The sequence below is a fragment of the Acidobacteriota bacterium genome (assembly GCA_033549365.1).
GTDB lineage: Bacteria > Acidobacteriota > Aminicenantia > Aminicenantales > Saccharicenantaceae > JAWSUF01.
This window is the reverse complement of record JAWSUF010000001.1, coordinates 286,444-310,841: the sequence shown is the minus strand read 5'-3', so window position 1 is coordinate 310,841 and position 24,398 is coordinate 286,444. Positions and strand designations below refer to the sequence as shown.

The following is a 24,398-nucleotide window of genomic DNA, read 5'->3' as shown; positions in this document are numbered from 1 at the left end:
TGGACGAAAACTAAGTTTGTTTCGGAGGCCGGGTTCAGCGGTCTTTTTATGGGTTGAGGGGATGATCCTCATGGAAGCGGCGAAGGCGCTCCTCCAGTTCCGGGAGCTTCTCCGCTCCGATCTGCGAGACACAGGCGCGGATGCCCTCCGTCCGGGTGCTTCCCGTAATGGCCAGGGAAATGGCGCTGATACCGTAACAAAGGAGATCTTCCAACAGGCGGCCGGAGTCCAGCCCGGGATAGGACAGGGTGAAGTAAAAACCGTCGGCCAGCGGGTCGTCGAGATCGCGGTCATAGACGATGTGGAAACCGAACAGGGTAAAAAGGTTTTTCATGATGTGGGCCCGCCGGCCGTATTCCTTGACCTCGGCGACGAAATCGAACCGGCCGTCGCAGGCCGCCTCGAGCATGGCCTTGAGTCCATACTGGGCGGAATGGGATGTCCCCGAGGAGATGGCGTAGATGGCGCCGTAAATCAAGGCTCGTCCGAAGACGTCCGAGGCGTAATATCGAAGAAGATCGGGATAGCGGCGCTGGAATAGGGTGTCGGAAACGACCATCATGCCGATGCGCTGGCCGGCGTAGCTGAAAGCCTTGGACGAGGAGATGAGCAGGATGTATTGATCGGTATAGCGGGCCACCGTCGGCTGATAAGGGGGGTGTCCCGGTTTCCCGGTGTTACTGCGGAAATCCATGCAGAGATAGGCGAGGTCCTCGATGACGATGACATCGTGCCGTTTGGCCGCCCGGGCGATCGTTTTCAGTTCATCCTCCGTGAAACAGATCCAGGACGGGTTGTTGGGGTTCGAATAGAGAAGGGTCGATGTCTTGCCGCGGCTCAGGATGTTTTCGAGGGCCGCCTCGAGTTTGGGGCCCCGGTGATCGTAGACGTCGATGGATTCGAAATCCTGCCCGAGGACGCGGCACTGCTGTTTCTGAACAGGGAAACCGGGGTCGAGAAAGAGCGTCCCTTCCTTGGTCCGATCGTTCCGGTTGGCCGTGAGAAAACAGACGAAGGCGCCCATCATGGAGCCGACGGTCGGGATGCATCCCTGGGGATCGACATCAATATCGAGAAAGAGTTTGGTGAACCGGGATATCGCGCTTTTGAGGTCATCGAGGCCCTCGATCATCGGATAACGGGATGCGACGCCCCGGCGGAGCGCATCGATTTCCGCCTCAATGCCGACGGCGGGCGCAGGAAGTCCGGGCACCCCCATTTCCATTCGGATGAAATGTTGACCGGATTCCTTTTCAAGAATATTGACAATGCGGACGATGTCGCGGATGCTGGCCCGGGCCAGGGAGTCGACACCTCTTTCCCGAAGCAGGTTTCGGACTCTTTCCGGGTCGATAATCGTTTGAGTCATGCGTACGTTCCCTTATTGGAGGATTGAAATTCTTGAAGACAATCATTGTACATGAGGAAAATGGAAAAGAAAAGGCTGAGGATCCCGGACAATGCAGGCGTCCGGTCTTGACCCGGCCCGCGTCTTCGGCTATCGTTAATCAACCCGGCGCTTCCACCGCCGGAACAGTTTCGAGGAGGGCGACATGGCGGCCAAGATCATCAGCGGCAAGGAGATATCCTGCCAAATCCGGGACGAACTCAAGATCCGTGCGGAAGCCCTTGCGAAACGAGGCGTGACGCCGGGACTCGGTGTGGTTCTTGTCGGGGACGATCCGGCCTCCGCCTCCTATGTCTCGGCCAAGGCCAAGGCCGCCCTGGAACTCGGTCTTTTCGAGGAGACCGTCAGGCTTCCGGCCGAAACCTCGGAGAAGGACATTCTGGACACGGTGGATCGCTTGAACCGGGATGACCGATTCAACGGCATCCTTGTTCAACTCCCCCTTCCCAAGCATGTCTCTCCGGACAAGGTGATCAACTTCATCTCGCCCGAGAAGGATGTCGACGGTTTTCATCCGGTCAATGTCGGCCGCCTCCTGCGGGGAGAACCCTGCCCTCTGCCGTGTACTCCCTACGGTGTGCTGGCCATGCTCGAAAGGACGGGCTACGACCCTGCGGGAAAACACGTCGTCATCTGCGGGCGGAGCAACATCGTGGGCAAGCCCCTCATGGCTCTTCTCGTCCAGAAAAAGAAGGGAGCCAATGCCACGGTGACGGTCTGCCATACGGGGACGCCGGACATGTCGCGCTTCACTCTCCAGGCCGACATTCTGGTTGCGGCCATGGGCAGCCCCCGGGCCGTCACGGCCGACATGATCCGGGAGGGATGCGTGGTCATCGATGTCGGCGTCAACCGCGTCGAGGATCCCTCCGCACCGCGCGGCTACCGGCTGGTCGGCGATTGCGATTTCGAATCCATGAAGGAAAAGGCCGCGGCTATAACTCCTGTCCCGGGAGGCGTCGGCCCCATGACCGTGACCATGCTGATGATGAATACGATCGAGGCGGCGGAAAGGAAGGCCGGCCTCACGCCCTGAGCGTACGCTTCCGGTAGATCTTTTGCAGGCTCCGTTTCGGAGTGGGAGGTCCAACGATGGCCATCGGAAAAATTGACACCCGCACGTTCAACAGTCTCTTTCTCAATCGGTTGGGACGCAAGGACCGCACGGTTCTCGTCCCGCCCATGACGGGCGTGGATGCGGCCGTCATCGATATCGGAGGGGGAAAGGTTCTCGTGGTCGCCGAGGATCCGATTTTCACCATGCCCCGCCTGCCGCTCGAGATGTTCGGCTGGTTTACGGTCCACATCGGCGCGAGCGATGTCGCCGTCATGGGTGTCAAACCGCGCTACATGACGTACACGCTTCTTCTTCCTCCGGACACACCGCGCAAGGATTTGAAAACGATCGCCGAATCGATCCACAAGGCGGCCCTCGAACTCGGCATCGCCATCGTCGGAGGCCATACCGGCTATTATCCTGGATTTGCCGCTCCGACGATTGGAGGAATCACGGTTTTCGGCATAGCCCGCAAGGGCGCTTACGTGACGCCCGCCGGCGCCCGACCCGGAAACGCCGTCCTCCTGACCAAGGGACCGGCCGTCGAAGCGGCCGGGCTCCTGGCCGTTTTGCGGGAAGAAGAATTGCGGAAAAATCATCCGGCGGTGTTGGTGAGCAAGGCGAAGGCGCTCTGCTCCAGGTTGAGCGTTGTCGACGACGCCCTGACGGCCATGCGGGCCGGCGGCGTGACGGCCATGCACGACGCCACCGAGGGCGGCGTCATCGGCGGACTTTTCGAAATCGCCGCGGCCTCGGGCGTCGGAATGGATGTCGACGAAAACCTCTTTGTGTATCCCGACGAGATCCGGATGGTTTGCGAAGCCCTGGACATCGACCCCGTCAAGTCCATTGCGGAAGGAAGCCTTCTTGTCTCCGCCGAGCGCGGTGCCGAAACGAAAATCCTGCGGGCCCTGAAGCGGCGAGGCATCGACGCCTCCGTGATCGGCGAAGTCACGGCCGATCCGAAGCGCCGATCCCTTCGGCGCCGGAACGGCAAGTCCGTGCCCCTCGCCGTTCCCGCCCAGGATCCGTTCTGGCCGGCTTTCTTCGCCGCCCTTTCCTAAGGTTGCTTGGCTTTGGCAAATTGTTGACATGTTTTCATTTGAATTTTTTCTTCAGCTTCGAAAAAACGTTGGAGCACTCTTTTTGCCATTGAAAACGATACTCTAAGAGACATCATTTGTGACGCAACGGGACAAATCCCCGGAGGGTCGAACAGATTCTCAGATCTCGAAGAGGAACTCGTACTCCGCAAGACAGCGATAGGTGCTCGAATGGACATAAACCGCCTCGGGGTTCTGGCTTCCGATGCAGAGGCGGTATGTTTTTCCGGGTTCGAGCCTGAGATCTTTTTTCAAATGGAGAGTTACGGAATAAGACTGAGAATCACCGAGGCGCCGCGTCGGAAACCATCCCTCCGCCACGGGCTCATTTCCATCGAGAAGCAAGTGATAAAGATGAGTGATCGTGAATTTCACGGCAATCCGGAATTCCACTTCGGTCTCCGTCGTCCTGACGACTTGAATATACCCCTCGGGGACATTCTGGCCGCTATAATACTCCATTCGCGGCGATTTTCCGGCGGAACAGGCCGTCAGACCGGCCAGCAGAATCAGTCCTCCTGAATATATCAATGATCTCATGGTGCCCCTCCGTATTTGTCGCGACAAGCTGATTTTTCTTTTCAAATTATAGCACAGGATCTTCTTAAGGGTCACTTCAGGTCTGATGAGCGGAACGCGGCCGTGACGGGAAACCGCCGGACGTCCCCGCAGACTCAATGAATGATCAGAAACTCGGTCTGGCGGCCGTCGACGAACCGGCAGACACCCCCGGTGAAAATCGCCGTCTCCTCGAAACCGATACGGACATCCTGACCGCCCCATTCCGGAACGCTTGTCGTGCTGCTGAATTCGATGGCGTAGGCGGTATCCGGGTAAAGGGGATAATACTTCCGGTCTTTGTTGTTTTCGTCGATCCGATCCTCGGGCCGGGCGTCGATGAAACATCCGGCGCCGTGGCCGTGGAAGCCGATCGGATGGGTGTAGATAAGCGGCCGCAGGTTTTCGGCTTCAGCCTTGGCCATGGCCGCCTCGACAATCTCGCGGCCCGTCCGCCCCTCGACGAACTCGGCCATCAAAATGTCGGCGACACGATTGGCCCGGCGCAAGGCGTCCTTGAGCCCGGCCGGGACATCGGTCTCTTCAGGGCGGAGGACATAGGCCTGCCACTGCATATCCGTGCACAGGCCGAGATAGACGATGCCGACATCGCAGTGCAGAAGATCGCCCCGCCGGATGACATTGTCTCTTGCGGTGTCCTGACGGCGTTGGAGCGACACGGTCGGCTGGAACCAGGCTTCAAGACCGAGCCCGGCGATCCGGTCGCGGATCCACCAGACAACGTCGTCGGTTGTCGTCACTTCAGGCACGATGACGCGGTTGGAAAAGAACTCGCGGATCAAATCGTGGGCGATTCCGGCCACATAGCGATAGGCGGAAATTTCCATCGGGCTCCGCGTCTCCAGCCAACCGACGGCCAAGTGTTCCGCGGAGACCAGCCGCCCGGAGAGTTCCGGGCCCAGGGCCTCGACAAGTCTGTCCCGGATGCTGACGGACAGACCGTCGCCGTAAGCCCAGACGCGCGAGATTCCGACGCCGATTCGCTGCGGATCGGCTTCACGGATGAATTCGGCCAGTCGTTCGAACTGCCCGAGACTCCTGTCCGTCCAGATATTGGGGTAGTGGGCGCCGGCCGCCCGGGGCCCGCAGGAAAAGCGCACAATGCCGTCGGCTTCGCCCCTGTCGTGGAAAATGAGGGCCGACATCCCTGCGGAGGCCATGGCCGGTTGAGGAACCATGGTCAGGTAAACCGGGTCCTCGTTGTATTCGCGGTTCATGACGATCCACATGTCGATGTTTTCTCGTCGCATCAAGGCGGGAACGATGTTATCCAGGCGCCATTCGAGCCAGGCGTTTTCGATCCGGGCCCGTTCCCTGTGGGGCAGGATGTTGTCGATATCCCGGACCGCGGCCGGCTGATTCGAGAAAACAACAGGGGAACCCGTGCCCAGGAGAATGACCGCGATAAGCGCAACGGCCGGGAAATAACGTTTGAACATGTCACAACTCCTCATTCGGAAATCCGACACCCGCGGTTCCATAATTCTATCTTAGGAAAAAAATGCCAATTTGGAAAGAACCGGGTCAAGATATCGCCGCCTCGATGTCAACGGCGCCGTCTTCCCGCCTCAGTTGTAGCTGTGAAGACCGCTCAACAAGTAGTTGACGCCGAAGTAGGTGAAAAGGGCGGCCAGAAATCCGAGGATTGCCACGACGGCCGACCGCCTTCCCTTCCAGCCCATGACAATCCGCGTATGGAGATAAAGCGCGTAAACCATCCAGGTGATGAAGGACCAGGTTTCCTTGGGATCCCAGCTCCAGTACCGCCCCCAGGTCCTCTCCGCCCAGATCATGCCGAAAACCAGGGCGCCCAGCGTAAACAAGGGAAACCCGGCTGCGACGGCCCGATACGTGACCCGGTCATAAAGATCTGCGGCCTTGGCCGCGCCGGAGTCGCCCGACGTCCGGGCTTTCCGTTCAGAGATGAGATAGAGGATCGCCGTGATGAACGCCACCGCGAAAAACGCCTCGCCGATCAGTGTCACGGAAACATGGAGCCAGAGCCAGTAGCTTTGGAGCGCGGGGACGAGGGGCGAGATCTCTCCGGGCATCAGCGGCGATGAGGCCAGAGCCATGAGTCCGAGGACGATGAGAAGGACGAACGGGCCGGCTTTCCTTATTTTGAATTTGAGCTCCATCCCCAGAAAGGCAACCGCCGAAGCCCAGGCCAGGAAGGACACGGATTCGTACATGTTGGCCAGCGGGGCGCGCCCGGCCGTGACGGTCCGGGCGATGATGGCCCCCGTATGGGCCGCCCAGCCGGCCGCCGCCAAAAGAAAACCCAACCGAGCCGCCTTGTCCCGGCCCGAAAAAAGAAAGACGAAATAGGCCGCGACCGCCAGGGCATAGGCGACGAATGCGATTGTGAAAAAGGCCGTCTCGCTCATGGTTCTCTCCTCAATGCGGTCATCAGATCCGAAAATTCCCCGGCAAATTGCTCTCGGCCCTTGGCTGCCGATCCACCGGCCCGGATTTCGGATCCTCCGTCCCTACGGATGATGTGAATCAGGATGTCCCGCGGTCGATAATAAAACACAAGAAGAAGACCGGCCATGATGATTCCGCAGCCCGACCAGATCAAGGGAACTCCCGGATCCCGTGATGCACCCAGAACGGCATAGGGGCCGACGGAAACGTCCCGGAACTCGAGGACGACATCCAGATCTTCCGGTCCGCGGATGCGGTTGAATTCGGGATGGCGGGAAAACAGCCAGGCCTGGAAAAAATCTTCCCCGGGCGTTTGCCCCTCGACGAGAACGGCCGGATTGCGGGGCTCGAAGGTCCGCGTCCCGATTTCGTTGTCTTCGGTGATAAAAAAGTCGGGGACGACATGCCGGATTCGGATTTCCGTCCCGTCCTCGAGGGCGGCCGAGAGGCCTTCGCTGAGGATGAAGCGCTCCGGCTCCGGACGGTCCGGTCGCCCGACCCGAATATCGAGCTCGGCCTTGTGCCAGTCCCATCCTGTGCTCTCCAGATAGAACGACAGGCCCCGCCATGTCAGGGGATGGTTGACCCGGATCACGGTGGACGCCGCCTCCGCGCCGTTTTCGAGTACGGTAACCAGGCTCTTCCAGGACTTGACCCCGCCTTCCGGGTGATAGTCCGTTGTGAAGTCGTCGAGACGAATCTCCATGTCCCGTCCCGTGACGGCCGCCGTCTCTCCGATGGAAAGAATGATCCTTTCCCGGAATCCGCCGAGGCCCGTCGCCAGCCCTCCGGCCAGAATGACCAGAAGACCGAGATGAACGAGGCTCGATCCGAGGCGCCCGGCGGTTTTCTTCCCGGCCCGGAGGATGGATTCGGTGTCTCCGGTTTTTTCGTGGACCCGCCAACCTGCGTCGGCGAGTCTGCGGCGGATATGTGTCCGGGCGCTTTCAAACGGGATCTTCGAGTTAAACCCGTCGCGAATCCGGCATGCGGAAATTCCGCGGGCATCCAGTCCTTCCTGGGGGCGAAAAACACGGCGAAACGCGGTCACGGACCGCGGCAGGCTGCAGGCCAGAAGATTCAAAGCGAAGAGAAGCAGAAGGCCCAGAAACCACGGAGAGCTGTAGAGATTTGTGAATTGGAGACGGAAGAGAAGGGGAGCCAAACCGCCGAATTTGCCCTCAATCGCTCCCGGCGGAGGATTTTGGGGGATGAATGTTCCCAGCGCCGCGGCCAGGGCGATGAGGATGATCAGAATGAGGGCCAGGCGAAGAGAACCGAAAAAGCTCACGTCCGCTTCCGGATTTCGCCGCGGCCTCCTTTGAGCTTGCGATCCTCGATGGCCATGAGGTCTTTGAGGGAAATGCTTTCGAAGTATTCCTTAAGAAGCGTTGTGGCTTCTTTCCAGACCTCATGCGCCGGACAGTAGGGAATTTCTTCGCAGTAGTCCGGATCCTCGACGCATTCGACGAGACAGCAGGTTCCTTCGAGGGCGAGGAGAATCTCACTCATCTTGACGAGGGCGGGATCGCGGGCCAGGGTATAGCCTCCTCCGGCTCCCCGGACGCTTTTGACGAGCTTGTTGATCTTCAGGGGGATGATGATCTGTTCCAGATAGCGGATGGAAATGCCTTCCTCGTCGGAAATGTCCCTCAGGATAACGGTCGATCCGTTGTTGCCGAAGCGACGGGCCAGATTGAGCATCAGGCGCGTTCCGTAACGGCCCTTGGTTGACAATCGGATCATGAGCGACTCCTCGATGACAAACGTAAGGGGATAATCTTATCCCTCAAATAAGATAGCCTAAAAACCCGCCGATATCAACATGATTTTATAGGAATAATGTGTTATTGCGGCGTTATGAAACGCCCGGTGGTCTTTGCCGAAAACCTACTTCACGACAACCTTGAGTGTGGTATTGGGAGGAACGGCATCGTCCAGCTCCATACCGTTGAGAATCGCCAGGGCCTCCCACTTGGCCTCCGGCAGGCCGAATTTTTGGAAAGCTTGACGCAAGCTCCCCTGGGCTGTCGTTCTTCTCAGGGCCAGTCGTTCGGGTTTGACATTGATTTTTTGGGATTCCGTCAAGTTTTGAAATTGACTCATGGTCCGGTCGAAAACGGGGAAAACTCCGTCGAACCGCGCCTGGGCCGTATATCCGAGAAAGACATACACGGTCTTGTCTTTCTGGATGAAATACGACACAACGCGCAGAATCCCTTGCTCCGTCGTGACGTCGGAGACGATACGCTGAGCCTCCATTCCGTTGACTCGGGTCCGTTCCCGTTTGATAACGGCGGATTGGCTTTCCTTGAGGAAGGCATCGGCGGCCGCGGAAGGCGTTTTTTCCGGAGCCAGGGAGAAGAGAATGGCCGCGTTTTGTTCCGGATTGATCATCTGCACCTGAGAGGCCGTGTTGTTGACCTTCCAGCCTGCGGGGACCGGAAACCGGAATCGGAGTTGAGGGTGATAAAAAATATCGTTCTCGACATAACCCTGGCGCGGATCTTCGCCGAAGATCATTCCGTCGAGATGCTTTAAATAGACATTGCGATTCACGGCAAACCGGTATTCCGGATTTTCAGCCCGCCACGCCTGTGTGTCTCGTTTGATGGCGGCGATTCGATCGGGCGGGTTGGGGTGAGTGGAGAACCAGCCGGGAAGTCCGCTTTGAGCCTCGCCCGGATTGAGCCGCTCCAGCGCAACAAACAAATTCGCCATATGATCGGCGTCGTATCCGGCCCTGGAGGAATACTCGACTCCCAGGGCGTCCGCCTGGCGTTCCATATCCCTGCTGAAGCTTAAAAACAGCATGCCGACCCCCGCTTGGGCCAGGCCGGCGTATTTGCGAAAGCTTTCCGAAAGCATGCTCCCCAGACCCAATCCCAACTGGGCGAGCTGGGCCCGGCTGTACTGTTGGGCACTGTGTCGCGAGGCGATGTGGCCGATTTCATGGGCCACGACGCCGGCCAGTTCGGCTTCGTCGTTGATGTAGGCCAGGATCCCCCGGGTCAAGTACACATACCCGCCGGGCACGGCAAAAGCGTTGACGACCGGGCTGTCCAGCACCTTGACGGAATAATCCAGGTCCGGCTGGTGGCTCAAAGCGCCCAATTTTTTTCCGAGCGCGGTGACGTAACGATCCAGCTGGGGATTCTTGTATTCGCCGAAGGTTTGTAAAATATGCGGATCCGTCTGGCGGCCCATCTCAAGTTCGTCGGCCGAGGACAGGAGCATGAATTCCCTTTTATGGGTGACCGGATTCATGGCGCAGGAAACCGCCCAAACCATAAGGACGGCGGTGATGACTTTGGCGACGGTTTTTGAAACGATCTGTCTAGTCATTTGACGACTCCTGAGAAAATCTTTCATTAAAATAATTGGGAGGAGAAAGGGATTTTTTATACATTTTTTTTAAAACTTCGCCGAGGTGTGTGAAATCCTCATGACGTTGGCTCAGGAATCGAGGCAACATGAGATGAGCGAGATCGACCGTGCTCTCTTTTCGATCCGGGATGACAAGAACGACATAAATCTCCGGAAGCAGCTTGCGGAGCGGTTGCAGTTGCCGAAGCTCTTCATGGTTCAAAGCCGAGAGAACCGCGATGGAATCCGATTCGACCGGCCTCCGAAGTCTCTCCCTTAAGTCCTCCAGTTTTTCAAAGGGTTCAATTTTTCCTTCCGGGATCACGGAATGAATGGCCGCTTCAAGCCTCTTGGCATTGTGATCACGTTCTCTCGAATAATAAAATAAAGTCATCGTCATACTCCGGACACCCCCCCATTGGAAATGGCAGAGACGTCAATGCGAAATATAAAACGCCAACCCCACACTGGCATAGCTGCGGGCGTTGTCGTTGAGCGCAATTCCAACTTCGGCCAGGACATCGAGGTCTTTACTGATGCGGTACTCGAGTCCCGGCACGAGATGCGCAAGGGTCGCGCTGTGATCCGAGTTCTTGAATGAATCGAAGGCGAGCTTAAGGCCCCCGTAGATCTCCAGATTTCTCCGGGGCACGGTGCTGACAAGAAGCGTGGTATCGAGGCCGGAACTGTCCGCTCCCCACTTCAAGTCCGTGATATGTCCGCCCAACGCCGCCGAGACGTTAACGGTTTTCCCTTGGAGGAGCCAATATTCAATTTCGGCTCCGAAATACTTGAGACCGTCGAAGATCGCGGCTTTAGCCTCGATGTCGAGGCGCTGTGCGATTCCGTAGCCGGCCCGTCCGGCCACGCCCCATGAGGAGTCGCTGCCGTTCTTGCCGAAAAGAACGACCGGGAAGAGGGCCAGCTTGATATTGCCCTTGTTGATGGTCTCGGCCGAGTTCATCACCACGCCCTGTGCTGAGACCGCGGTCGCGGCGACGGCGAGAAACGCCGTTGCTCCGAGAATGGCACCGATCGTTTTAAACATGTTTCACCTCTTTCCAAAACGCTACAAAGATACTTAATTTTCTATGTGCACTCTCTATTAATCAAGAAACATGCCAAATCCCGGAAAACCGCGAGATTCGTTTATTAAGGGGAAGGGACAATATTGCCGGCCGATTTCCCCGGGATTCAGCGGAGACGTGTTCTCTTTAACAGCACTTATTCCTGTAAATGAGCACGAACGATCAGATGAATTTGATAAAGAGTGAACGGATCAGGCTAGGGCTCAACATCCGTCCGGGTTTTTTTTAATAGCGTGTAGAATCTGGAACGAGACAGGCCGGAAATCCGGACGGCTTTCTTGATGTCCCCGCCCGTATAAGAGATCAGGTCTTTGAGATACCGTTTTTCGGCTTCGGAAACGGCCGTTTTCCGAATCTCTTTCAATTCGGGCGGCGCGACTCGAACGTCCGAACGTTTTTCCGGTTTCCCCGGGTTTGTCGGGTGCTTCGGGAATGATTTCCGGGCCAAATAAATCCGAATATATGTCGGCAGGTGTTTGGGGTACATCATCGGTTCGTCTTTTGCCGCAATCAGGGCTTTTTCCAGGGCTTGAATCAGTTCCCGCACATTACCGGGCCAGGGATAGGAGACAATGACATTCCAGAATTCAGGAGAGGCGACTTTCGGCTCTATGCCGAACCGCTCGCACAACTGGTCGATATAGAAGAGCGTTATTTTTGGGAGGTCTTCGGGAAGTCTTCTTAAAGGGGGCAATTCAATGCAAAGAGTCCGAAGTCTAAAAAGGAGATCTTCCCGGAACCGCCCTTCCAGGACCATGGTTTCCAGATCCCGGTTTGTCGCCGCCACAAGCCTGAAATCGCTCTCGATTTCCCGGCGGCCTCCGACGGGACGGAAACGGTGCTCTTGAATCACGCGGAGGAATCGCTTTTGAATTAAAAACGGCAGTTCCCCGATCTCATCCAAAAAGAGAGTGCCTCCATCCGCTTGCTTGACCAACCCCTCCTCGCTTCGCTCAGCGCCCGTGAACGCGCCCCGAGCATGCCCAAAAAGAACGCTTTCCACAAGAGTCTCAGGAAGCGCCGTGCAGTCGACGACCACAAAATTTTTTTCGGCCCTGGAACTGTTGGTATGAATCGCCTTGGCGTAAAGCTCTTTCCCTGATCCTGTTTCGCCGGTGATAAGCACATTGACATCGCTGTCGGCGGCCTGGGCCAGAATTTCCAGACAGGACGCGATCTCCTGCGAATCTCCGATGATGCCGTTTCTTTTCAAATGATTGGACGGTTTTCCCGGGCGTCTTTCCGTTCGATATTCCAGAGACCGGAGAATGGGAAGCTTGAGGGTGTCGAACGAAGCCGGTTTTTCCAAATAATCCCAGGCGCCGTTTTTGATGGCGTGTTCGGCCTCGTCGGGATCGCCCATCCCGGTGAGCACGATGATTTCCGGGGAATACCGGGACGCCTTGATCTCGGACATGATGTCCAGGCCGTTTCCATCGGGCATCTCGACGTCCAGAAAAACGATGTCGAACGGCGCGAATTGGATTTTCCTGAGGCCCTCCCGGAGACTTGGTGTTGAGACGGGGCGATGCCCCAACCGAGTGACGACCTCCGCTACCCAGTCGCGAATGACCTTGTCGTCATCGACGATCAGAATATCAGCCATAGAATTTCCACCGAATCTTAACTTAATATTGAGATACAAAAATCTTGATGATTTGTCAAGTCCCGTTTGTCAGGACTCGAGGGAGACGTCTTCTCTGTAATCCACGGAGATCCTGGCGCCCGGCGCGGGATTCAATAAAGCGGTGACCCTGAGGAATGTCCGGTTCCGTTTCGCCCACATCCGATTGAGCTTCCGGGCGTAATGGGCGACGCCGACGCTGAGCCACTGACCCGAGGCGATTTTCCGGGCCATCTGCTTCAAGGAGTAGAACTTTTTTTGGCAGTCCAGTTGGGCTTTTAGGATGATGGCCGGAAGAACCTCCTTGGTCCGCCTTCGGCATGGAGATCCTCCCCGACGGGATGTTTCTTCCTAGCGTTTCTTTCGGTCGGCAAGGACCAGGGCGATCCCCGCGACGACCGCAACTCCGCCCAGGATCGGAGGCAGCGGAATGGTCTTCTTCTCCGTCGCCGTGACTTGAAGGGGCCCGAGATCGATCAGTTTTTCCTGGGTTGTATATTGGATCCCCTGATAGACCAGAGCCAAGACTCCGAGAATGATGAGAACAATGCCTGCAAGCTTCATGAAATCCAACCTCCTCGATTCAAATAGGTTTGGGCGTCCTCTCCAATGAGAGGACGCCCTCATGACATGAGACTGGTTGCCGGGCCCGATTGAATTAAAGGACCAAAACGATAACCAGGATCGCGACCCCGATGGCGACGATGATGAGGAGATCTCTCGAGGAGAGTGCGCCTCCTCCGGCATCGGAAGCCGTGATCACGTCTTGACCGTCGAGGTCCAGCTGGGCCGCCGCGCCCGCCGGCTGTTGAAAAGCGACGGCGGTGGAAGAAACCAGCGCGATCATCAACAGAACCCCCAAGACCTTAGCATGTCTTGTCATTCGAATTCTCCTTTTCCTGAATTGTTTTAAGCCGGGCCTGTTCGATGTAGAGAGCCCGGACTTGCAGATAATGTTTTCGGATAAATTCCTCGCCGGGGGCGAGCTGAAGAGCCCGGCCGAGGGATTGGAAAGCCGGGACGATTTTCCCTTGCCGTGCGTAAGCCAGGCCCAGGACATCGTGAGCGTAGGCGCTGTTTGCGTCCAGGTCGAGGGCTTTCAGGGCCAAGGTCTCGGCCTCCTCGTTCTTGCCTTCCCTCAGACTGACCATGGCTAGACTGTACAGGGGAAAGGGATCTTGACGGAGGATTTCCCTGACGTTTTCCCACTGCTCCCTCGATTTCGGGAAATCCGATCTCCGGTAAAAAGCCGTGGCCAGATTGATGGATGTCAGGGGGTCGCTTTTCAGAGCGTCAAAAGGGAAAGGGCTGTCTCCGGGGACCACGGCCATCATCCACCGGGACTGATTCCGCCCCGGCCCCATCTCCCAAACGGTCATGAAATCCTTGTTCGTCATGTAAGCCCGGTCTCCGAAATAGGGATCGTGAAAGATGATCTGGTTCTCGTCCTCATCGTACCCGATGACCACACGGTAATGTCCCTTGGCGACCTGTTTGATGGTTTTCGTCAGAACGATCACCGGAATGCCTTTCCCGACCAGGCCTTTCAGGATTTGGAGGTCTCCCTGAAAAGAGAAACTCTTGAACCCCTGGGTTCGCGGATAAAGGACCAGCTCGGAATTGTAAGTCGCCTGGTTTTCGGAATCATAGATCGCATCCGCGATCATGCGCTGGCTGAAGGATTGCGTTTCATCCCAGAAATTGAGAACCATCGCCAAGGCGGCCGGGCCGCAATAATTCCTCTCCAGCCATTTTTCGAAAGGCACCGTCCGGATCAAATGTCCTCTTTCAGGCCGGATTTTCATGTATTTGAGAATCTGGGAGGAATGGAGACAGGGGGCCAACATCGCCAGCCATGCGAGGAACACCCCCACCCGTCTTGAAGTCCGGCCCGCGGGCGGCATCATGTCGGCGTTTTCCACTCTAAAAGATTTTCCTTCGTCCCTGCAGCAGTTGGACGAGTAGGACAATGACGGCGATGACCAGAAGAACATGGATCAGGCCGCCGAACGTGTTGGCCGTGAGAAAACCCAGAAGCCACAAAGCAAACAGAATAACCAGGATTGTCCAAAGCATGCGAACCTCCTTTTTTTTATTTACTCTTCATGCTTACTGCATTTTTTATGCCAAGATCTTTTCCGGGGTCTCAACGTGAATTCCGGGTGACCCGGGCTTCAAAGCCTTTGTCCGCATGAAGAAACCGGACGGAAAAACAGGACATTTCCTAATAAAGAGAACTATATGAGAACAAGAAATACGACGAGTCCGACCCCGAGAGCCACGATGATGAGGAGATCTCTAGATGTGAGAGCGCCTCCCCCGGCATCGGAAGCCGTGATGACGTCGGGCCCGTCGATCTCCAACTGGGCCGCCGCTCCCGTCTGTTGGTCCGCCGGTTTTTGAAAAGCAGCGGCATAGAAGGAGAACAGCACAACCATCAATAAAATACTTGCGACTTTTACAGGTTTTTTCATTCTATTTCTTCCTTCGTCCTTTACCTTCGGCTGATCAATCGGTAAACGATGAGGATCAGGATGGCGCCGAGAATCGCACCGATGAAGCCGGCCGGCTGGCCCGGTCGATACCAGCCGAAATGCTGCCCGATGTAGGTCGCAACAAAAGATCCGGCGATACCGAGAAGAATCGTAATGATAATACCTCCCGGATCTCTCCCCGGCATGAGAAACTTGGCGATGACGCCAACCACAAAACCGATGATAATCGTCCAGAGAATATCCATGTTTCCTCCTTCAGTCTGGGAAGCCGTACATACAATTGGGTTTTATGCGGTTTTCATGCCAACATCATCCACAACAGTTTTATGGCGGCTTTCCTTAAACAAAGCCGTTGGCTATGTCCTGTTTAACAGGAATTGTCCCGGCTAAGGCGACAATTCCTCAAGAGAATAAAAAAAGCCGTTTGGCCGGCCGGGGGCGATGAAATGCCTGTCCGGCCTGAATTTCCGCAATTCAGAGAATGCGGAATGAATCTGGCACGAATAATGCTTAAAGTGTGGGTGGGCACAGGACAGAATTTATAAGAAGGAGGTATTTCCCTATGAGCGCAAAGCGATTTTTTATTGTCATTTCAGTCCTTTTACTGGCGGTGTCTCTCGCTGCTCAAAACATCGATCTCATCGATAAGGCCAAAGACGCAATATGGCACAACGGAGACGGAACGGCCTTGACTTTCGGGAAGGATGGAGCCGCGGCCGGCAGTGTCATGTACAGGACCGACGTTGTTCTCGAAGACGGACATTCCCGGGACCGGGTGCTTTCCACCCATCCTCAATGGAAACCCCAAGGACGGGTTCAAGGCCTGATCCGAAGCATCACCGTACCTCAAGACCATCCCAGGCTGATCATCGCCGGAGGATTCATCCGGGATGCTCAGAAGACGGATGGGGCCAGGTTGACGGTCGTCTGGGTCGATCCCCAGCCTGAGGTGCGCACCCGGACACGGATCCTCAAGGACGAACTCCGGGCTCGGATACCGGGCCGAGACGGGGAAGTTCTCGCCCGGAACCTCGTCGCGCTCGATATCCGTTATAACGGACGCATCGATGAAGCGGAATACGATCTTTCCGCATACGCCGGAAAAACCGGCGACATTCTTCTGACGGTGGAAGCCGGCGCCAGTGCCGACTCCGACTGGGCGGTATGGACCGAGGCCCGGATCGCATCCGGCCTCGAAACTCCGGAGATCCCCGTCCCCCCTGGGCAGGCCGAACCCCGGCTGCTGAAGTCGTTTCGGGCCCATGGAGGTCGGATTTACGGCGCCTCATTCAGCCCCGACGGCCGTTTCATCGCCACGGTTTCCGCCGACCAGACCGCCAAGCTCTGGCGCGTCTCCGAGGGTGAAGAGGCGGCGACCATGGCCGGTCATTCGGCGCATACGTTTGCCGCGGCTTTTTCCGCCGACGGCCGGAAGCTGATCACCGCCAGCGGAGACAGGACAGCCCGGATTTGGAATGTCCCGGAAGGGAATCTGCTGCACACTCTCTCCGGGCATGCCCGAGAAGTCCTGGCCGCGGCTTTCCGTCCTGGAGGCAGCCAGGTTGCGACCGGAGCGAATGACGGGAAAATAAAGATCTGGAATGCGCATGACGGGAACGAATTGAAAACTTTCGATTTTCCCGCAGGCGCTGTCAATTCACTGGCCTTTCACCCGAACAACAATTGGCTGGCGGCGGCCGGAAACGACGGCCACGTCCTGATTTTGGATGCGGACTCCGGCCGACAGGTGCGCGTTTTTTCCGGCCACAGGCTGGCCGTCTATAACGTTCGCTTTTCGCGAGACGGGGAGCGCCTGGTCACCAGCGGCCGGGACGGCACGGTCCGGATCTGGAACACGTCCGGCGGGCAAGCGAGGGAATTCGGAGGCGGAACGGCCTTTGACGCCGCCTTTGATCCCAGCGGACGACATATCGTCGCCGGGTATGACGGACAAGGCGCGATATGGAACATCGACAGCGGGGAACGGCTTATGACGCTGCCCCATCCCGGAGGAGCGCTCCGCGGAGTCGACTGGCATCCCGGCGCAAATCTGATCGTCCTGGCCGGAGAAGACGGACAGGTCAGAATCTGGGAAATCAAGATCGATTGATTCCTCCGTCCGAAACGCCACAAATGAAGGCCGGGATGAAAATTTCCCGGCAAGGTTGAACGTGCTCGGAGTTTCCAACGGTAAATCTGTTTTTTTCAGGGAATATCTTCGCAACTTTCATGATGTCGGGGCTTTGGCGCCCAGCGGAACGCGGCTCAGCAGGGCACTGGCTCATTATGTGAGCGATAACGGCAGAGCCCTGAGGGTGCTCGAAGTGGGCCCGGGAACCGGATCCGTGACGCGACAGATCGTGGCAAGCATGACAACCGCCGGCCTTCTCGACCTGGTTGAAATCAACTCCGTTTTCATCAAGAGCCTGCTTCACGATTTGAAACACGACGCCGTTCTCCATCCGGCCGCGGGGAGGATAACGCTTTTCCAGATTCCCGTTGAGCGGCTTGACCGAGTGCGGCGCTACGATGTCATCGTTTCCGGACTGCCGCTGAACAATTTTTCCGTCGAGAGTGTCGAAGACATCCTCGATGAATTTCGCTCCCTGCTTATGCCGGGGGGCACCCTGTCGTTCTTTGAATACGTCGGGATTCGCCGCATCAAATCCTTGATCAGCGGCCGCTGTGAGCGGCGCCGGCTGTGGCAAATCTCCGTTCTCCTTGAACGAATGTTCGCGACCAACGAAATCCGCCGGGACTTCATATTTGCGAACATTCCGCCTGCCTGGGTCCACCACGTGCGGTTTTAATCTTATTTCCGCACCGGAGGGAATGGTGTTGTATGATAGAGAAGCCGTTGGGATGTGAATCGGCGGATGAATCATCGAGGAGTAAGACATTGGCGAATCGAGTCCTGGGCCCAAAACTGACCGGCCAATATGAGTTGATATGTGAATTGTTGCAGCGATGCATCGCCTTGACGGAAAAGTGTTCAGATGGGGAGGCAACAGAAATCCTCCGGGCGCGGGCGGCTCATTTGCAGTCCGCCGCTCTTTTCGTCATCGTCGGCGAAGTGAAGGCCGGGAAAAGCAGTTTCATCAATGCGCTTCTCGGTGAAGAAATCTGCGAAGTCGCTCCCGACCCCTGCACGGCCGGCATTCAGGAATTGGTTTATGGGGAAGAGCGGACGAAGACACCCCTCGGAGATCATTGGGAAAGGATCGGCTTGCCTCAAGACGTTTTGAAGGATGTCTCCATTGTCGATACGCCTGGAATCAATTCGATTATTCGCAACTATCAAACGATAACAGAAAATTATTTGCCCCAAAGCGACCTTGTCCTGTTTGTGTTTCCGGCGAAGAATCCCCATACGGCCGCCGCTTGGGAACTCCTGACCCTGATTCGTAAAGAATGGCACCGCAAGGTGGTCTTCATTCTTCAGCAAGCCGACCTTGCGACACCACTTGAACTCGCCACCAACCGGGAGCGCGTGCGGCAGTATGCGAGGGAGAGAAACGTCCAGAATCCAACGGTCTTTATCGTTTCGGCGAAACGGGAATTTGAGGGGGCGTTGGACAGCGGCTTCGCGGAGTTCAGACGGTTCCTGGGCCATGCCGTCGAGACAGGGGATGCCTGGAGAATGAAAATGGAAGGCACGCGAGACACGGCCGAAAAGATCGTCGGTCGTCTGCTTGAGCGCCTTCGGCGTGACCAAGCGGCCATAGAGGACGACAGAGCGTTTTACGGGCAGTTGCTGGACGGGGTGGACGCTCGCCGCGAGAAGGCCGACGCGCTCAGGCGCTTGGCGGTGGACAGTCTCTGTGTGACTTATGATCGGCTTTCCTCCAAGCTGGAACAGGACTTTGCTGATGGATTGCGCATTGGAACCGTTTTGCGCCGGGCGATCCCTTTCCTTAGAGACAAGGATGTCAAGACATGGCTGAAGGAACTTCAATCCCAATTTGAAAGCGTTTCAAAAGTGGAGATCGACACGGAATCATTGCGGGTGTCGAAGGACATGGCCGATGAAATATCGTCGATGTTCACTGCGCTGATGGAGACCATTGCCCGCCGTCAAAGCCTCGTCATGAAAGACGGTTCCGTGAAAGATCCCGACCGGCACGAAATTCTCTCGCTCTTGCAACAGAAACTCCGGGATCTTCGTATCGCGGACATCGTCGGCGACAAGGGAATTCAGGGGTCGGATATCGGAAAACTGACGCTGGCCGGCGGGGGATTGGCCGCCCTCGGCGCGGTCATTGCTTTGGCCACACATCTGGCGGTTCTGGACATTACCGGCGGCATCCTGGCGCTGGCGGGAGCCGGTCTTGTTGCCGTGACATTGTTATGGAAGCGGACGAGCATGATTCGCGAAGTTTCGCAGCAATTGAGGAGGTCGCGAAATGAGTTCCGCGATCGGTTGGACAAGGAGATTGCGCGAATCTTCGATAAGCTGTTCATCGAAACAGAACATCGGCTGAAAGAACCGCTTTCGGGCCTCAACAACACGGCGGCCCTGTTCGCATCTCTTGTCGAGGAATCGGAGCGGATCATGAAGCTGATCGAATCCATCTCTTCCGGTTGAAAACGTTCGATCCGGAAAGCCGGAATTCAGGCCTGAATCCGGTGGGCAAGTTGACACGGTCCACGCCGGATTGTATCCTACGCTTTCGCTCATGAGATTCCCGAAATTTCAATAACAGGGAGCCTGCCCATGACCAAAGACGTCCTTCTCGGGGATGAAGCCGTCGCTCTCGGCGCCGTCCATGCCGGCCTCTCGGCCGCCTATTCCTATCCCGGAACTCCGGCCTCGGAAATCATGGAGTTTCTCGTGCGTCCGCCCGTTGAATCCCGGCCCTATGTCGCCGCCTGGTCCATCAACGAAAAGGTGGCCTTCGAAGAAGCTCTCGGCGCGTCTTACGCCGGAAAGAGAGCCATGGTCTCCTTCAAGCACGTCGGCCTCAATGTCGCCGCCGACCCCTTTATGAACTCGGCCATGACAGGGGCGAACGGAGGGCTCGTCGTCGTGAGCGCGGACGATCCCGGCATGCACAGTTCGCAGAACGAACAGGACAGCCGGTTTTATGCCCGCTTCGCCCGGATTTTCTGTTATGAACCCTCGGACCACCAGGAAGCCTATGATATGACCCGGGAGGCCTTCGACCTGTCGGAGCGTCTGGGCCTGCCCGTCATGATCCGGCTCGTGACCCGGTTGAGCCACAGCCGCTCGCCGGTCGAGACCCGGACGGCCCGCCCGCAAAATCCGCTCCGCCTCGGCGAAGCGAAGGACTGGACGCTTCTTCCGGTAAACGCCCGCCGCCGATTCGCCCTTCTGATCGACCGCCAGGCTGAAATGGTCGAAATCGCCGACGCCTCGCCCTTCAACACGCTGGAACTCAACCCCGAGTCAACCGATCTCGGAGTTCTCGCCTCCGGGATCGCCTGGAACTATGTCCGGGAAGCTCTTCGAGACGCTCCCCGGCGACCCTCTCTTCTCAAAATCGGAACATTCCCGCCGCCTGAAAAACTTATCCGGAAACTCTTCGCCCATGTTCAAAACGTTCTCGTGGCCGAAGACGGATATCCCCTGATCGAAGAGTCTCTTTCCGGGTTCTTCGGCGTTCCCGGGAAAACCGTCAAGGGAAAACTCAGCGGAGATCTACCCGCGACGGGAGAGCTTTCCCCCGACATTCTGAGGTCGGCTCTGGGGCTTGAGCCGCTCGCGTCGCATCCGGCGCCGTCCGTTCCCCTAGCCGCGCGGCCGCCCCAGCTCTGCGCCGGCTGTCCCCATGCCGATACTTTTAAAGCCCTCAACAAAGCCCTGGAGGGCGTGTCGCCGGCCGGAGTCTTCAGCGACATCGGCTGCTATACGCTCGGCGCCCTGCCGCCCTACAATGCCATCCACACCTGCGTCTGCATGGGCGCCAGCATCGGCATGGCCAAGGGTGCCGCGGATGCCGGACTCCATCCGGCCGTCGCCGTGATCGGCGATTCGACCTTCGCCCACTCCGGAATCACTCCTCTCGTCACGGCCGCCGCCGCGAACACCCGGATGACGGTGTTCATCCTGGACAACGGGACGACGGCCATGACCGGCGGTCAGCCGAGCTTCGGAACGGGAGAAAGCCTTCTCCGCATCATCGAGGGGGCCGGCGTTCTCCGGGAGCGCATCCGGACGATCACGCCCCTGCCCAAATTTCTCGAAACCAACACGGCGGTCATCCGGGAAGAGATCGAACATGACGGGCTGTCCGTCATCGTCGCCGTCCGCGAATGCGTCGTCGAAGCCCGAAAAAGGAGCTGAGCCGTGAAACAAGACATCATCCTTTGCGGAGTCGGCGGCCAGGGCATTCTGTCCATCGCCTTCGTCATCGACAACGCCGCCCTCAAAGTCGCCCTGAATTTCAAACAGTCCGAAGTCCACGGCATGGCCCAGCGGGGCGGCGCCGTTCAGAGCCACCTCCGCCTGTCCGACGGGCCGATCTTCAGCGACCTAGTCCCCCGGGGATCGGCCGACTTGATTCTGAGCGTCGAACCGCTGGAGGCTCTGCGCTATCTTGACCATCTGTCGCCCCAGGGCCTTGTCGTCGCAAGCGCCGCACCCTTCAAAAACATCCCGGATTATCCGGATCTCGAGAGCATCCTGGAAGAAATCCGAAAGGTCCCTTCGTCCGTCATCGTCGACTCCGAGCGGATCGCCAAGGAGGCCGGAACGGTCCGGGCTCAGAACATGGTCATGCTCGGCGCCGCGTCTCCCTTTCTCGTCCTTCCGGAGGAAAGCCTCAAGGAGTGGATCGCCGCGCTGTTCAAGAAGAGGGGAGACGCCATTGTCGAGGCCAACCTCAAGGCTTTCGACCTGGGCCGCAAGGCGGCCGGCGCGGATTGAGGAGGCGGACATGACACGTTCGGCAGCAAGCCTGGATGCCGTTTTCCAAGCCGCCGAAAAGGACGGTCGCGACACGCTTTTCGAACACGAAAGCTACGCCCTGTTCCGGGCGGCCGGACTCGAGACTCCGCGCCACATTTTTCTCCCGGCCGGCAAACGGATCGCCCGTCGCGACCTGGAGGCCCTGGGATCGTCCCGGGTCGTTCTCAAGGTTGTCTCGCCCTTTATCCTCCACAAGTCCGACGCCGGAGGCGTCGCCTTTGTTTCGGCTTCGGTTCGAGCCGTGAACGATGCCGTGACCCGGATGATCCGGGATGTGCCGCGTAAATACTCGGCCTGGGTTCGAAAATCTCACGGCGCCGGCGCGGCCGGACACCTCAGCCCCGCCGATGTCGCCGCCTCCATCCGCGGCGTTCTCGTCTGTGAAATGGTGGATTTCGCGGACGTGGGGTTCGGCTCTGAACTTCTTCTCGGCGTCCGCAACACACGCGAATTCGGCCCCGTCCTCACCTTCGGCGGCGGCGGCCTCGATGTCGAGCACATGGCCGCTCACCTCAAGGACGGTCATGGCGCGGCCCTGGCCTCGGTCCATCTCGCCAAAGCCGCCGATGTTCCCGGTCTTCTGGCCCCCCTGGCTTTTTTCGGCAAGATCGCCGCGCCCTTCCGCGGACGAAAGCCCCTGATTTCTCCCGCCGCACTGGCCGCCGCGGCCGGGAAATTTCTGGCTCTGGTCCGCCGCTTTTCCGAGGAAGGACCGGCGGATTTCATCATCGAGGAAGCCGAGATCAATCCGCTTGTCATCCGCGACGGCGGTCTCGTTCCCCTGGATGCTCTCTGCCGGTTTTCCCGGCGGAGTGTCCCTAACGATGCCTCATCGCCCCGGCCGTTGGAGAGCGTCGGCCGTCTTCTCCGGCCCGAATCCATCGGCATCATCGGCGTCTCCGAAAAAATGAATATCGGCCGCATTATCCTGAAGAACATCCTCAAGGGCGGCTTTCCCGCATCCCGGACATTCGTCGTCAAGCCGGGCTCCGAAGAGATCGACGGCTGTCGCTGCGTTCCCACGGTGGCCGACCTCCCGGAGACCGTCGATCTCTTCGTCCTGACTCTGGCCGCCGACCAGGTTCACGGCCTTATGAAAGACCTCGTCGCTCACGAACGGGCCCGGTCCGTCATCGTCATCGCCGGCGGGATGGGCGAGAAGGAAGGCGGAACCAGCATCGAGGAGGATATCCGCGCCCTGCTCACCAGGGCCCGAACGGAAGGCCGTCCCGCACCCGTCATCAACGGAGGAAACTGCCTGGGCGTTTTATCCGAACCGGGGCGTTACGACACGACCTTCATTCCCGAACACAAGCTCCCCCGGCCGAAAGGCCGCCGCTCGGGTCTCGTTTATCTCAGCCAGAGCGGGGCGTTCATGGTCTCGCGGATGAGCCGCCTCCATCGGCTCGAGCCCCGCTACGCCGTTTCTTTCGGCAATCAACTCGATTTGACCGTTTCGGACTACCTGCGCCACCTCAAGGACGACCCCGAATCCCGGATCTTTGCGGTTTACATCGAGGGTTTCCGGCCCGGCGACGGCCTGGCCTTCGCCCGGGCGGTCGGCGACGTCCTATCGGATCAAGGCCGCTCGGTCGTCGTCTACAAGTCCGGACGCAGCCCCGAGGGCCGGGCGGCCACATCCAGTCACACCGCTTCCGTGGCCGGAGAATACGATGTCTGCCGCCGGATTCTCGAACAGGCGGGAGCGATCGTGGCCGGCGACATTCTGGAATTCGAAAGCTTCGTCAAGGGGCTTGTCTATCTCGAAGGTAAGAAAATCCGCGGCGATCGGGTCGGTCTGGTCACGAACGCCGGCTTCGAATGCGTCATCATGGCCGACAGTCTGGAAAACGGCGGCCGCCTGCGCCCGGCCGACTTCGAAGGCCGGACGGCCGAACGCATCATGGAAGCCATGCGCCCCCTTGGCATCGACAAGCTTCAGGACGTCCACAACCCGCTCGACCTCACGCCCGTCGCCGCCGACGCCGTTTTCTGCGACTGCGTCGAGGCAATTCTCGATGCCGAAAACGTGGACTGTGCCGTCGTCTCGCCCGTACCGATGACGCCGGCCATGCGAACGCTCGCCGCGGGGGAGGGCCACCGTGAAAGCCTTGTCGATCCGGAGAGTTTCGCCCAGCGGTTCATTCCCGTCTTCCGGAAGACGGACAAGCCCGTCGTCGTCAACATCGACGCCGGCGCGCTCTACGACCCCTTTGCCGATATCCTGGAGGAGGCGGGGATTCCCGTCTTCCGCCGTTCGGATGAGGCTCTGAGATTTCTGAGGCGGTTTGTTGCCGCCGGATTGCGGGGCCGCGGGCGGTGA

25 protein-coding genes are annotated in these 24,398 nt (G+C 58.1%); 8 read left to right on the top strand and 17 right to left on the bottom strand.

Features of this window, described 5'->3' with window-relative positions; genetic code table 11:
* Positions 1-46 precede the first annotated feature (46 nt).
* Positions 47-1,369, bottom strand: a complete 1,323-nt coding sequence (locus SCM96_01280; GenBank protein MDW7759255.1) for a pyridoxal phosphate-dependent aminotransferase — start codon at positions 1,367-1,369, stop codon at positions 47-49.
* 184 nt (positions 1,370-1,553) lie between these two features.
* On the opposite strand from SCM96_01280, the gene SCM96_01275 reads away from it, so the two are divergent.
* Positions 1,554-2,444: a tetrahydrofolate dehydrogenase/cyclohydrolase catalytic domain-containing protein gene (locus tag SCM96_01275; GenBank protein ID MDW7759254.1), complete on the top strand. Its 891-nt coding sequence runs from the start codon at positions 1,554-1,556 to the stop codon at positions 2,442-2,444.
* 56 nt (positions 2,445-2,500) lie between these two features.
* Positions 2,501-3,529 (top strand): AIR synthase family protein, encoded by a 1,029-nt coding sequence (locus SCM96_01270; protein ID MDW7759253.1) that lies wholly within the window; start codon positions 2,501-2,503, stop codon positions 3,527-3,529.
* 159 nt (positions 3,530-3,688) lie between these two features.
* Here the strand turns inward: SCM96_01270 and SCM96_01265 are convergent, their stop codons facing one another.
* The 16 genes from SCM96_01265 to SCM96_01190 all read right to left on the bottom strand — a co-directional run bounded on the left by SCM96_01265 (position 3,689) and on the right by SCM96_01190 (position 15,392).
* Positions 3,689-4,108, bottom strand: a complete 420-nt coding sequence (locus SCM96_01265) for a hypothetical protein (protein MDW7759252.1) — start codon at positions 4,106-4,108, stop codon at positions 3,689-3,691.
* A 134-nt stretch (positions 4,109-4,242) separates the two neighbouring features.
* The gene (locus SCM96_01260; protein MDW7759251.1) at positions 4,243-5,586 is read right to left on the bottom strand and encodes a M24 family metallopeptidase; all 1,344 of its coding nucleotides are present in this window, start codon (positions 5,584-5,586) and stop codon (positions 4,243-4,245) included.
* Positions 5,587-5,715: 129 nt separating this feature from the next.
* Positions 5,716-6,534, bottom strand: coding sequence for a c-type cytochrome biogenesis protein CcsB (gene ccsB, locus SCM96_01255; GenBank protein MDW7759250.1), 819 nt, complete (start codon positions 6,532-6,534; stop codon positions 5,716-5,718).
* A complete protein-coding gene (locus SCM96_01250; GenBank protein ID MDW7759249.1) occupies positions 6,531-7,865 on the bottom strand; it encodes a cytochrome c biogenesis protein ResB in 1,335 nt (444 codons plus the stop codon). Before SCM96_01250 ends, ccsB begins: the two co-directional genes overlap by 4 nt.
* Positions 7,862-8,320, bottom strand: coding sequence for an Rrf2 family transcriptional regulator (locus SCM96_01245; GenBank protein ID MDW7759248.1), 459 nt, complete (start codon positions 8,318-8,320; stop codon positions 7,862-7,864). The genes SCM96_01250 and SCM96_01245 overlap by 4 nt, the downstream gene beginning before the upstream one ends.
* A gap of 144 nt (positions 8,321-8,464) precedes the next feature.
* Positions 8,465-9,919, bottom strand: a complete 1,455-nt coding sequence (locus tag SCM96_01240) for a M48 family metalloprotease (protein ID MDW7759247.1) — start codon at positions 9,917-9,919, stop codon at positions 8,465-8,467.
* Positions 9,912-10,334 (bottom strand): hypothetical protein, encoded by a 423-nt coding sequence (locus SCM96_01235; GenBank protein MDW7759246.1) that lies wholly within the window; start codon positions 10,332-10,334, stop codon positions 9,912-9,914. Before SCM96_01235 ends, SCM96_01240 begins: the two co-directional genes overlap by 8 nt.
* A gap of 42 nt (positions 10,335-10,376) precedes the next feature.
* Complete coding sequence (locus SCM96_01230) at positions 10,377-10,988, bottom strand: hypothetical protein (GenBank protein MDW7759245.1); 612 nt, start codon at positions 10,986-10,988, stop codon at positions 10,377-10,379.
* A 236-nt stretch (positions 10,989-11,224) separates the two neighbouring features.
* Positions 11,225-12,634, bottom strand: coding sequence for a sigma-54 dependent transcriptional regulator (locus SCM96_01225; protein MDW7759244.1), 1,410 nt, complete (start codon positions 12,632-12,634; stop codon positions 11,225-11,227).
* A gap of 69 nt (positions 12,635-12,703) precedes the next feature.
* Positions 12,704-12,886 (bottom strand): hypothetical protein, encoded by a 183-nt coding sequence (locus SCM96_01220; protein ID MDW7759243.1) that lies wholly within the window; start codon positions 12,884-12,886, stop codon positions 12,704-12,706.
* 117 nt (positions 12,887-13,003) lie between these two features.
* Positions 13,004-13,216 carry a DUF3185 domain-containing protein gene (locus tag SCM96_01215; GenBank protein ID MDW7759242.1) on the bottom strand — a complete coding sequence of 71 codons (213 nt, stop codon included), beginning with the start codon at positions 13,214-13,216 and terminating at the stop codon, positions 13,004-13,006.
* A gap of 94 nt (positions 13,217-13,310) precedes the next feature.
* Positions 13,311-13,535, bottom strand: a complete 225-nt coding sequence (locus SCM96_01210) for a hypothetical protein (protein MDW7759241.1) — start codon at positions 13,533-13,535, stop codon at positions 13,311-13,313.
* Entirely contained in the window at positions 13,519-14,574 is a 1,056-nt protein-coding gene (locus tag SCM96_01205) for a C39 family peptidase (protein MDW7759240.1), read from the bottom strand. The genes SCM96_01210 and SCM96_01205 overlap by 17 nt, the downstream gene beginning before the upstream one ends.
* 1 nt (position 14,575) lies before the next feature.
* Positions 14,576-14,728: a lmo0937 family membrane protein gene (locus SCM96_01200; GenBank protein MDW7759239.1), complete on the bottom strand. Its 153-nt coding sequence runs from the start codon at positions 14,726-14,728 to the stop codon at positions 14,576-14,578.
* Positions 14,729-14,889: 161 nt separating this feature from the next.
* Positions 14,890-15,126 carry a hypothetical protein gene (locus tag SCM96_01195; GenBank protein MDW7759238.1) on the bottom strand — a complete coding sequence of 79 codons (237 nt, stop codon included), beginning with the start codon at positions 15,124-15,126 and terminating at the stop codon, positions 14,890-14,892.
* A gap of 20 nt (positions 15,127-15,146) precedes the next feature.
* Positions 15,147-15,392: a GlsB/YeaQ/YmgE family stress response membrane protein gene (locus SCM96_01190; protein ID MDW7759237.1), complete on the bottom strand. Its 246-nt coding sequence runs from the start codon at positions 15,390-15,392 to the stop codon at positions 15,147-15,149.
* A 317-nt stretch (positions 15,393-15,709) separates the two neighbouring features.
* Between SCM96_01190 and SCM96_01185 the strand changes: the two genes are divergently transcribed.
* The 6 genes from SCM96_01185 to SCM96_01160 all read left to right on the top strand — a co-directional run bounded on the left by SCM96_01185 (position 15,710) and on the right by SCM96_01160 (position 24,398).
* A complete protein-coding gene (locus SCM96_01185; GenBank protein ID MDW7759236.1) occupies positions 15,710-17,257 on the top strand; it encodes a WD40 repeat domain-containing protein in 1,548 nt (515 codons plus the stop codon).
* A gap of 178 nt (positions 17,258-17,435) precedes the next feature.
* Positions 17,436-17,957, top strand: a complete 522-nt coding sequence (locus tag SCM96_01180) for a methyltransferase domain-containing protein (GenBank protein ID MDW7759235.1) — start codon at positions 17,436-17,438, stop codon at positions 17,955-17,957.
* A 227-nt stretch (positions 17,958-18,184) separates the two neighbouring features.
* Complete coding sequence (locus SCM96_01175) at positions 18,185-19,732, top strand: dynamin family protein (protein ID MDW7759234.1); 1,548 nt, start codon at positions 18,185-18,187, stop codon at positions 19,730-19,732.
* 129 nt (positions 19,733-19,861) lie between these two features.
* Positions 19,862-21,451, top strand: a complete 1,590-nt coding sequence (locus SCM96_01170) for a thiamine pyrophosphate-dependent enzyme (protein MDW7759233.1) — start codon at positions 19,862-19,864, stop codon at positions 21,449-21,451.
* Positions 21,452-21,454: 3 nt separating this feature from the next.
* The gene (locus tag SCM96_01165; GenBank protein ID MDW7759232.1) at positions 21,455-22,033 is read left to right on the top strand and encodes an indolepyruvate oxidoreductase subunit beta; all 579 of its coding nucleotides are present in this window, start codon (positions 21,455-21,457) and stop codon (positions 22,031-22,033) included.
* 10 nt (positions 22,034-22,043) lie between these two features.
* Positions 22,044-24,398: an acetate--CoA ligase family protein gene (locus tag SCM96_01160; protein ID MDW7759231.1), complete on the top strand. Its 2,355-nt coding sequence runs from the start codon at positions 22,044-22,046 to the stop codon at positions 24,396-24,398.

Coding starts and splice junctions, on each gene's coding strand:
- SCM96_01280 (MDW7759255.1), bottom strand. CDS start 1,369: ATGACTCAAACGATTATCGACCCGGAAAGAGTCCGAAACCTGCTTCGG.
- SCM96_01275 (MDW7759254.1), top strand. CDS start 1,554: ATGGCGGCCAAGATCATCAGCGGCAAGGAGATATCCTGCCAAATCCGG.
- SCM96_01270 (MDW7759253.1), top strand. CDS start 2,501: ATGGCCATCGGAAAAATTGACACCCGCACGTTCAACAGTCTCTTTCTC.
- SCM96_01265 (MDW7759252.1), bottom strand. CDS start 4,108: ATGAGATCATTGATATATTCAGGAGGACTGATTCTGCTGGCCGGTCTG.
- SCM96_01260 (MDW7759251.1), bottom strand. CDS start 5,586: ATGTTCAAACGTTATTTCCCGGCCGTTGCGCTTATCGCGGTCATTCTC.
- ccsB (MDW7759250.1), bottom strand. CDS start 6,534: ATGAGCGAGACGGCCTTTTTCACAATCGCATTCGTCGCCTATGCCCTG.
- SCM96_01245 (MDW7759248.1), bottom strand. CDS start 8,320: ATGATCCGATTGTCAACCAAGGGCCGTTACGGAACGCGCCTGATGCTC.
- SCM96_01240 (MDW7759247.1), bottom strand. CDS start 9,919: ATGACTAGACAGATCGTTTCAAAAACCGTCGCCAAAGTCATCACCGCC.
- SCM96_01235 (MDW7759246.1), bottom strand. CDS start 10,334: ATGACTTTATTTTATTATTCGAGAGAACGTGATCACAATGCCAAGAGG.
- SCM96_01230 (MDW7759245.1), bottom strand. CDS start 10,988: ATGTTTAAAACGATCGGTGCCATTCTCGGAGCAACGGCGTTTCTCGCC.
- SCM96_01225 (MDW7759244.1), bottom strand. CDS start 12,634: ATGGCTGATATTCTGATCGTCGATGACGACAAGGTCATTCGCGACTGG.
- SCM96_01220 (MDW7759243.1), bottom strand. CDS start 12,886: ATGGCCCGGAAAATCGCCTCGGGTCAGTGGCTCAGCGTCGGCGTCGCC.
- SCM96_01215 (MDW7759242.1), bottom strand. CDS start 13,216: ATGAAGCTTGCAGGCATTGTTCTCATCATTCTCGGAGTCTTGGCTCTG.
- SCM96_01210 (MDW7759241.1), bottom strand. CDS start 13,535: ATGACAAGACATGCTAAGGTCTTGGGGGTTCTGTTGATGATCGCGCTG.
- SCM96_01200 (MDW7759239.1), bottom strand. CDS start 14,728: ATGCTTTGGACAATCCTGGTTATTCTGTTTGCTTTGTGGCTTCTGGGT.
- SCM96_01195 (MDW7759238.1), bottom strand. CDS start 15,126: ATGAAAAAACCTGTAAAAGTCGCAAGTATTTTATTGATGGTTGTGCTG.
- SCM96_01190 (MDW7759237.1), bottom strand. CDS start 15,392: ATGGATATTCTCTGGACGATTATCATCGGTTTTGTGGTTGGCGTCATC.
- SCM96_01185 (MDW7759236.1), top strand. CDS start 15,710: ATGAGCGCAAAGCGATTTTTTATTGTCATTTCAGTCCTTTTACTGGCG.
- SCM96_01170 (MDW7759233.1), top strand. CDS start 19,862: ATGACCAAAGACGTCCTTCTCGGGGATGAAGCCGTCGCTCTCGGCGCC.
- SCM96_01160 (MDW7759231.1), top strand. CDS start 22,044: ATGACACGTTCGGCAGCAAGCCTGGATGCCGTTTTCCAAGCCGCCGAA.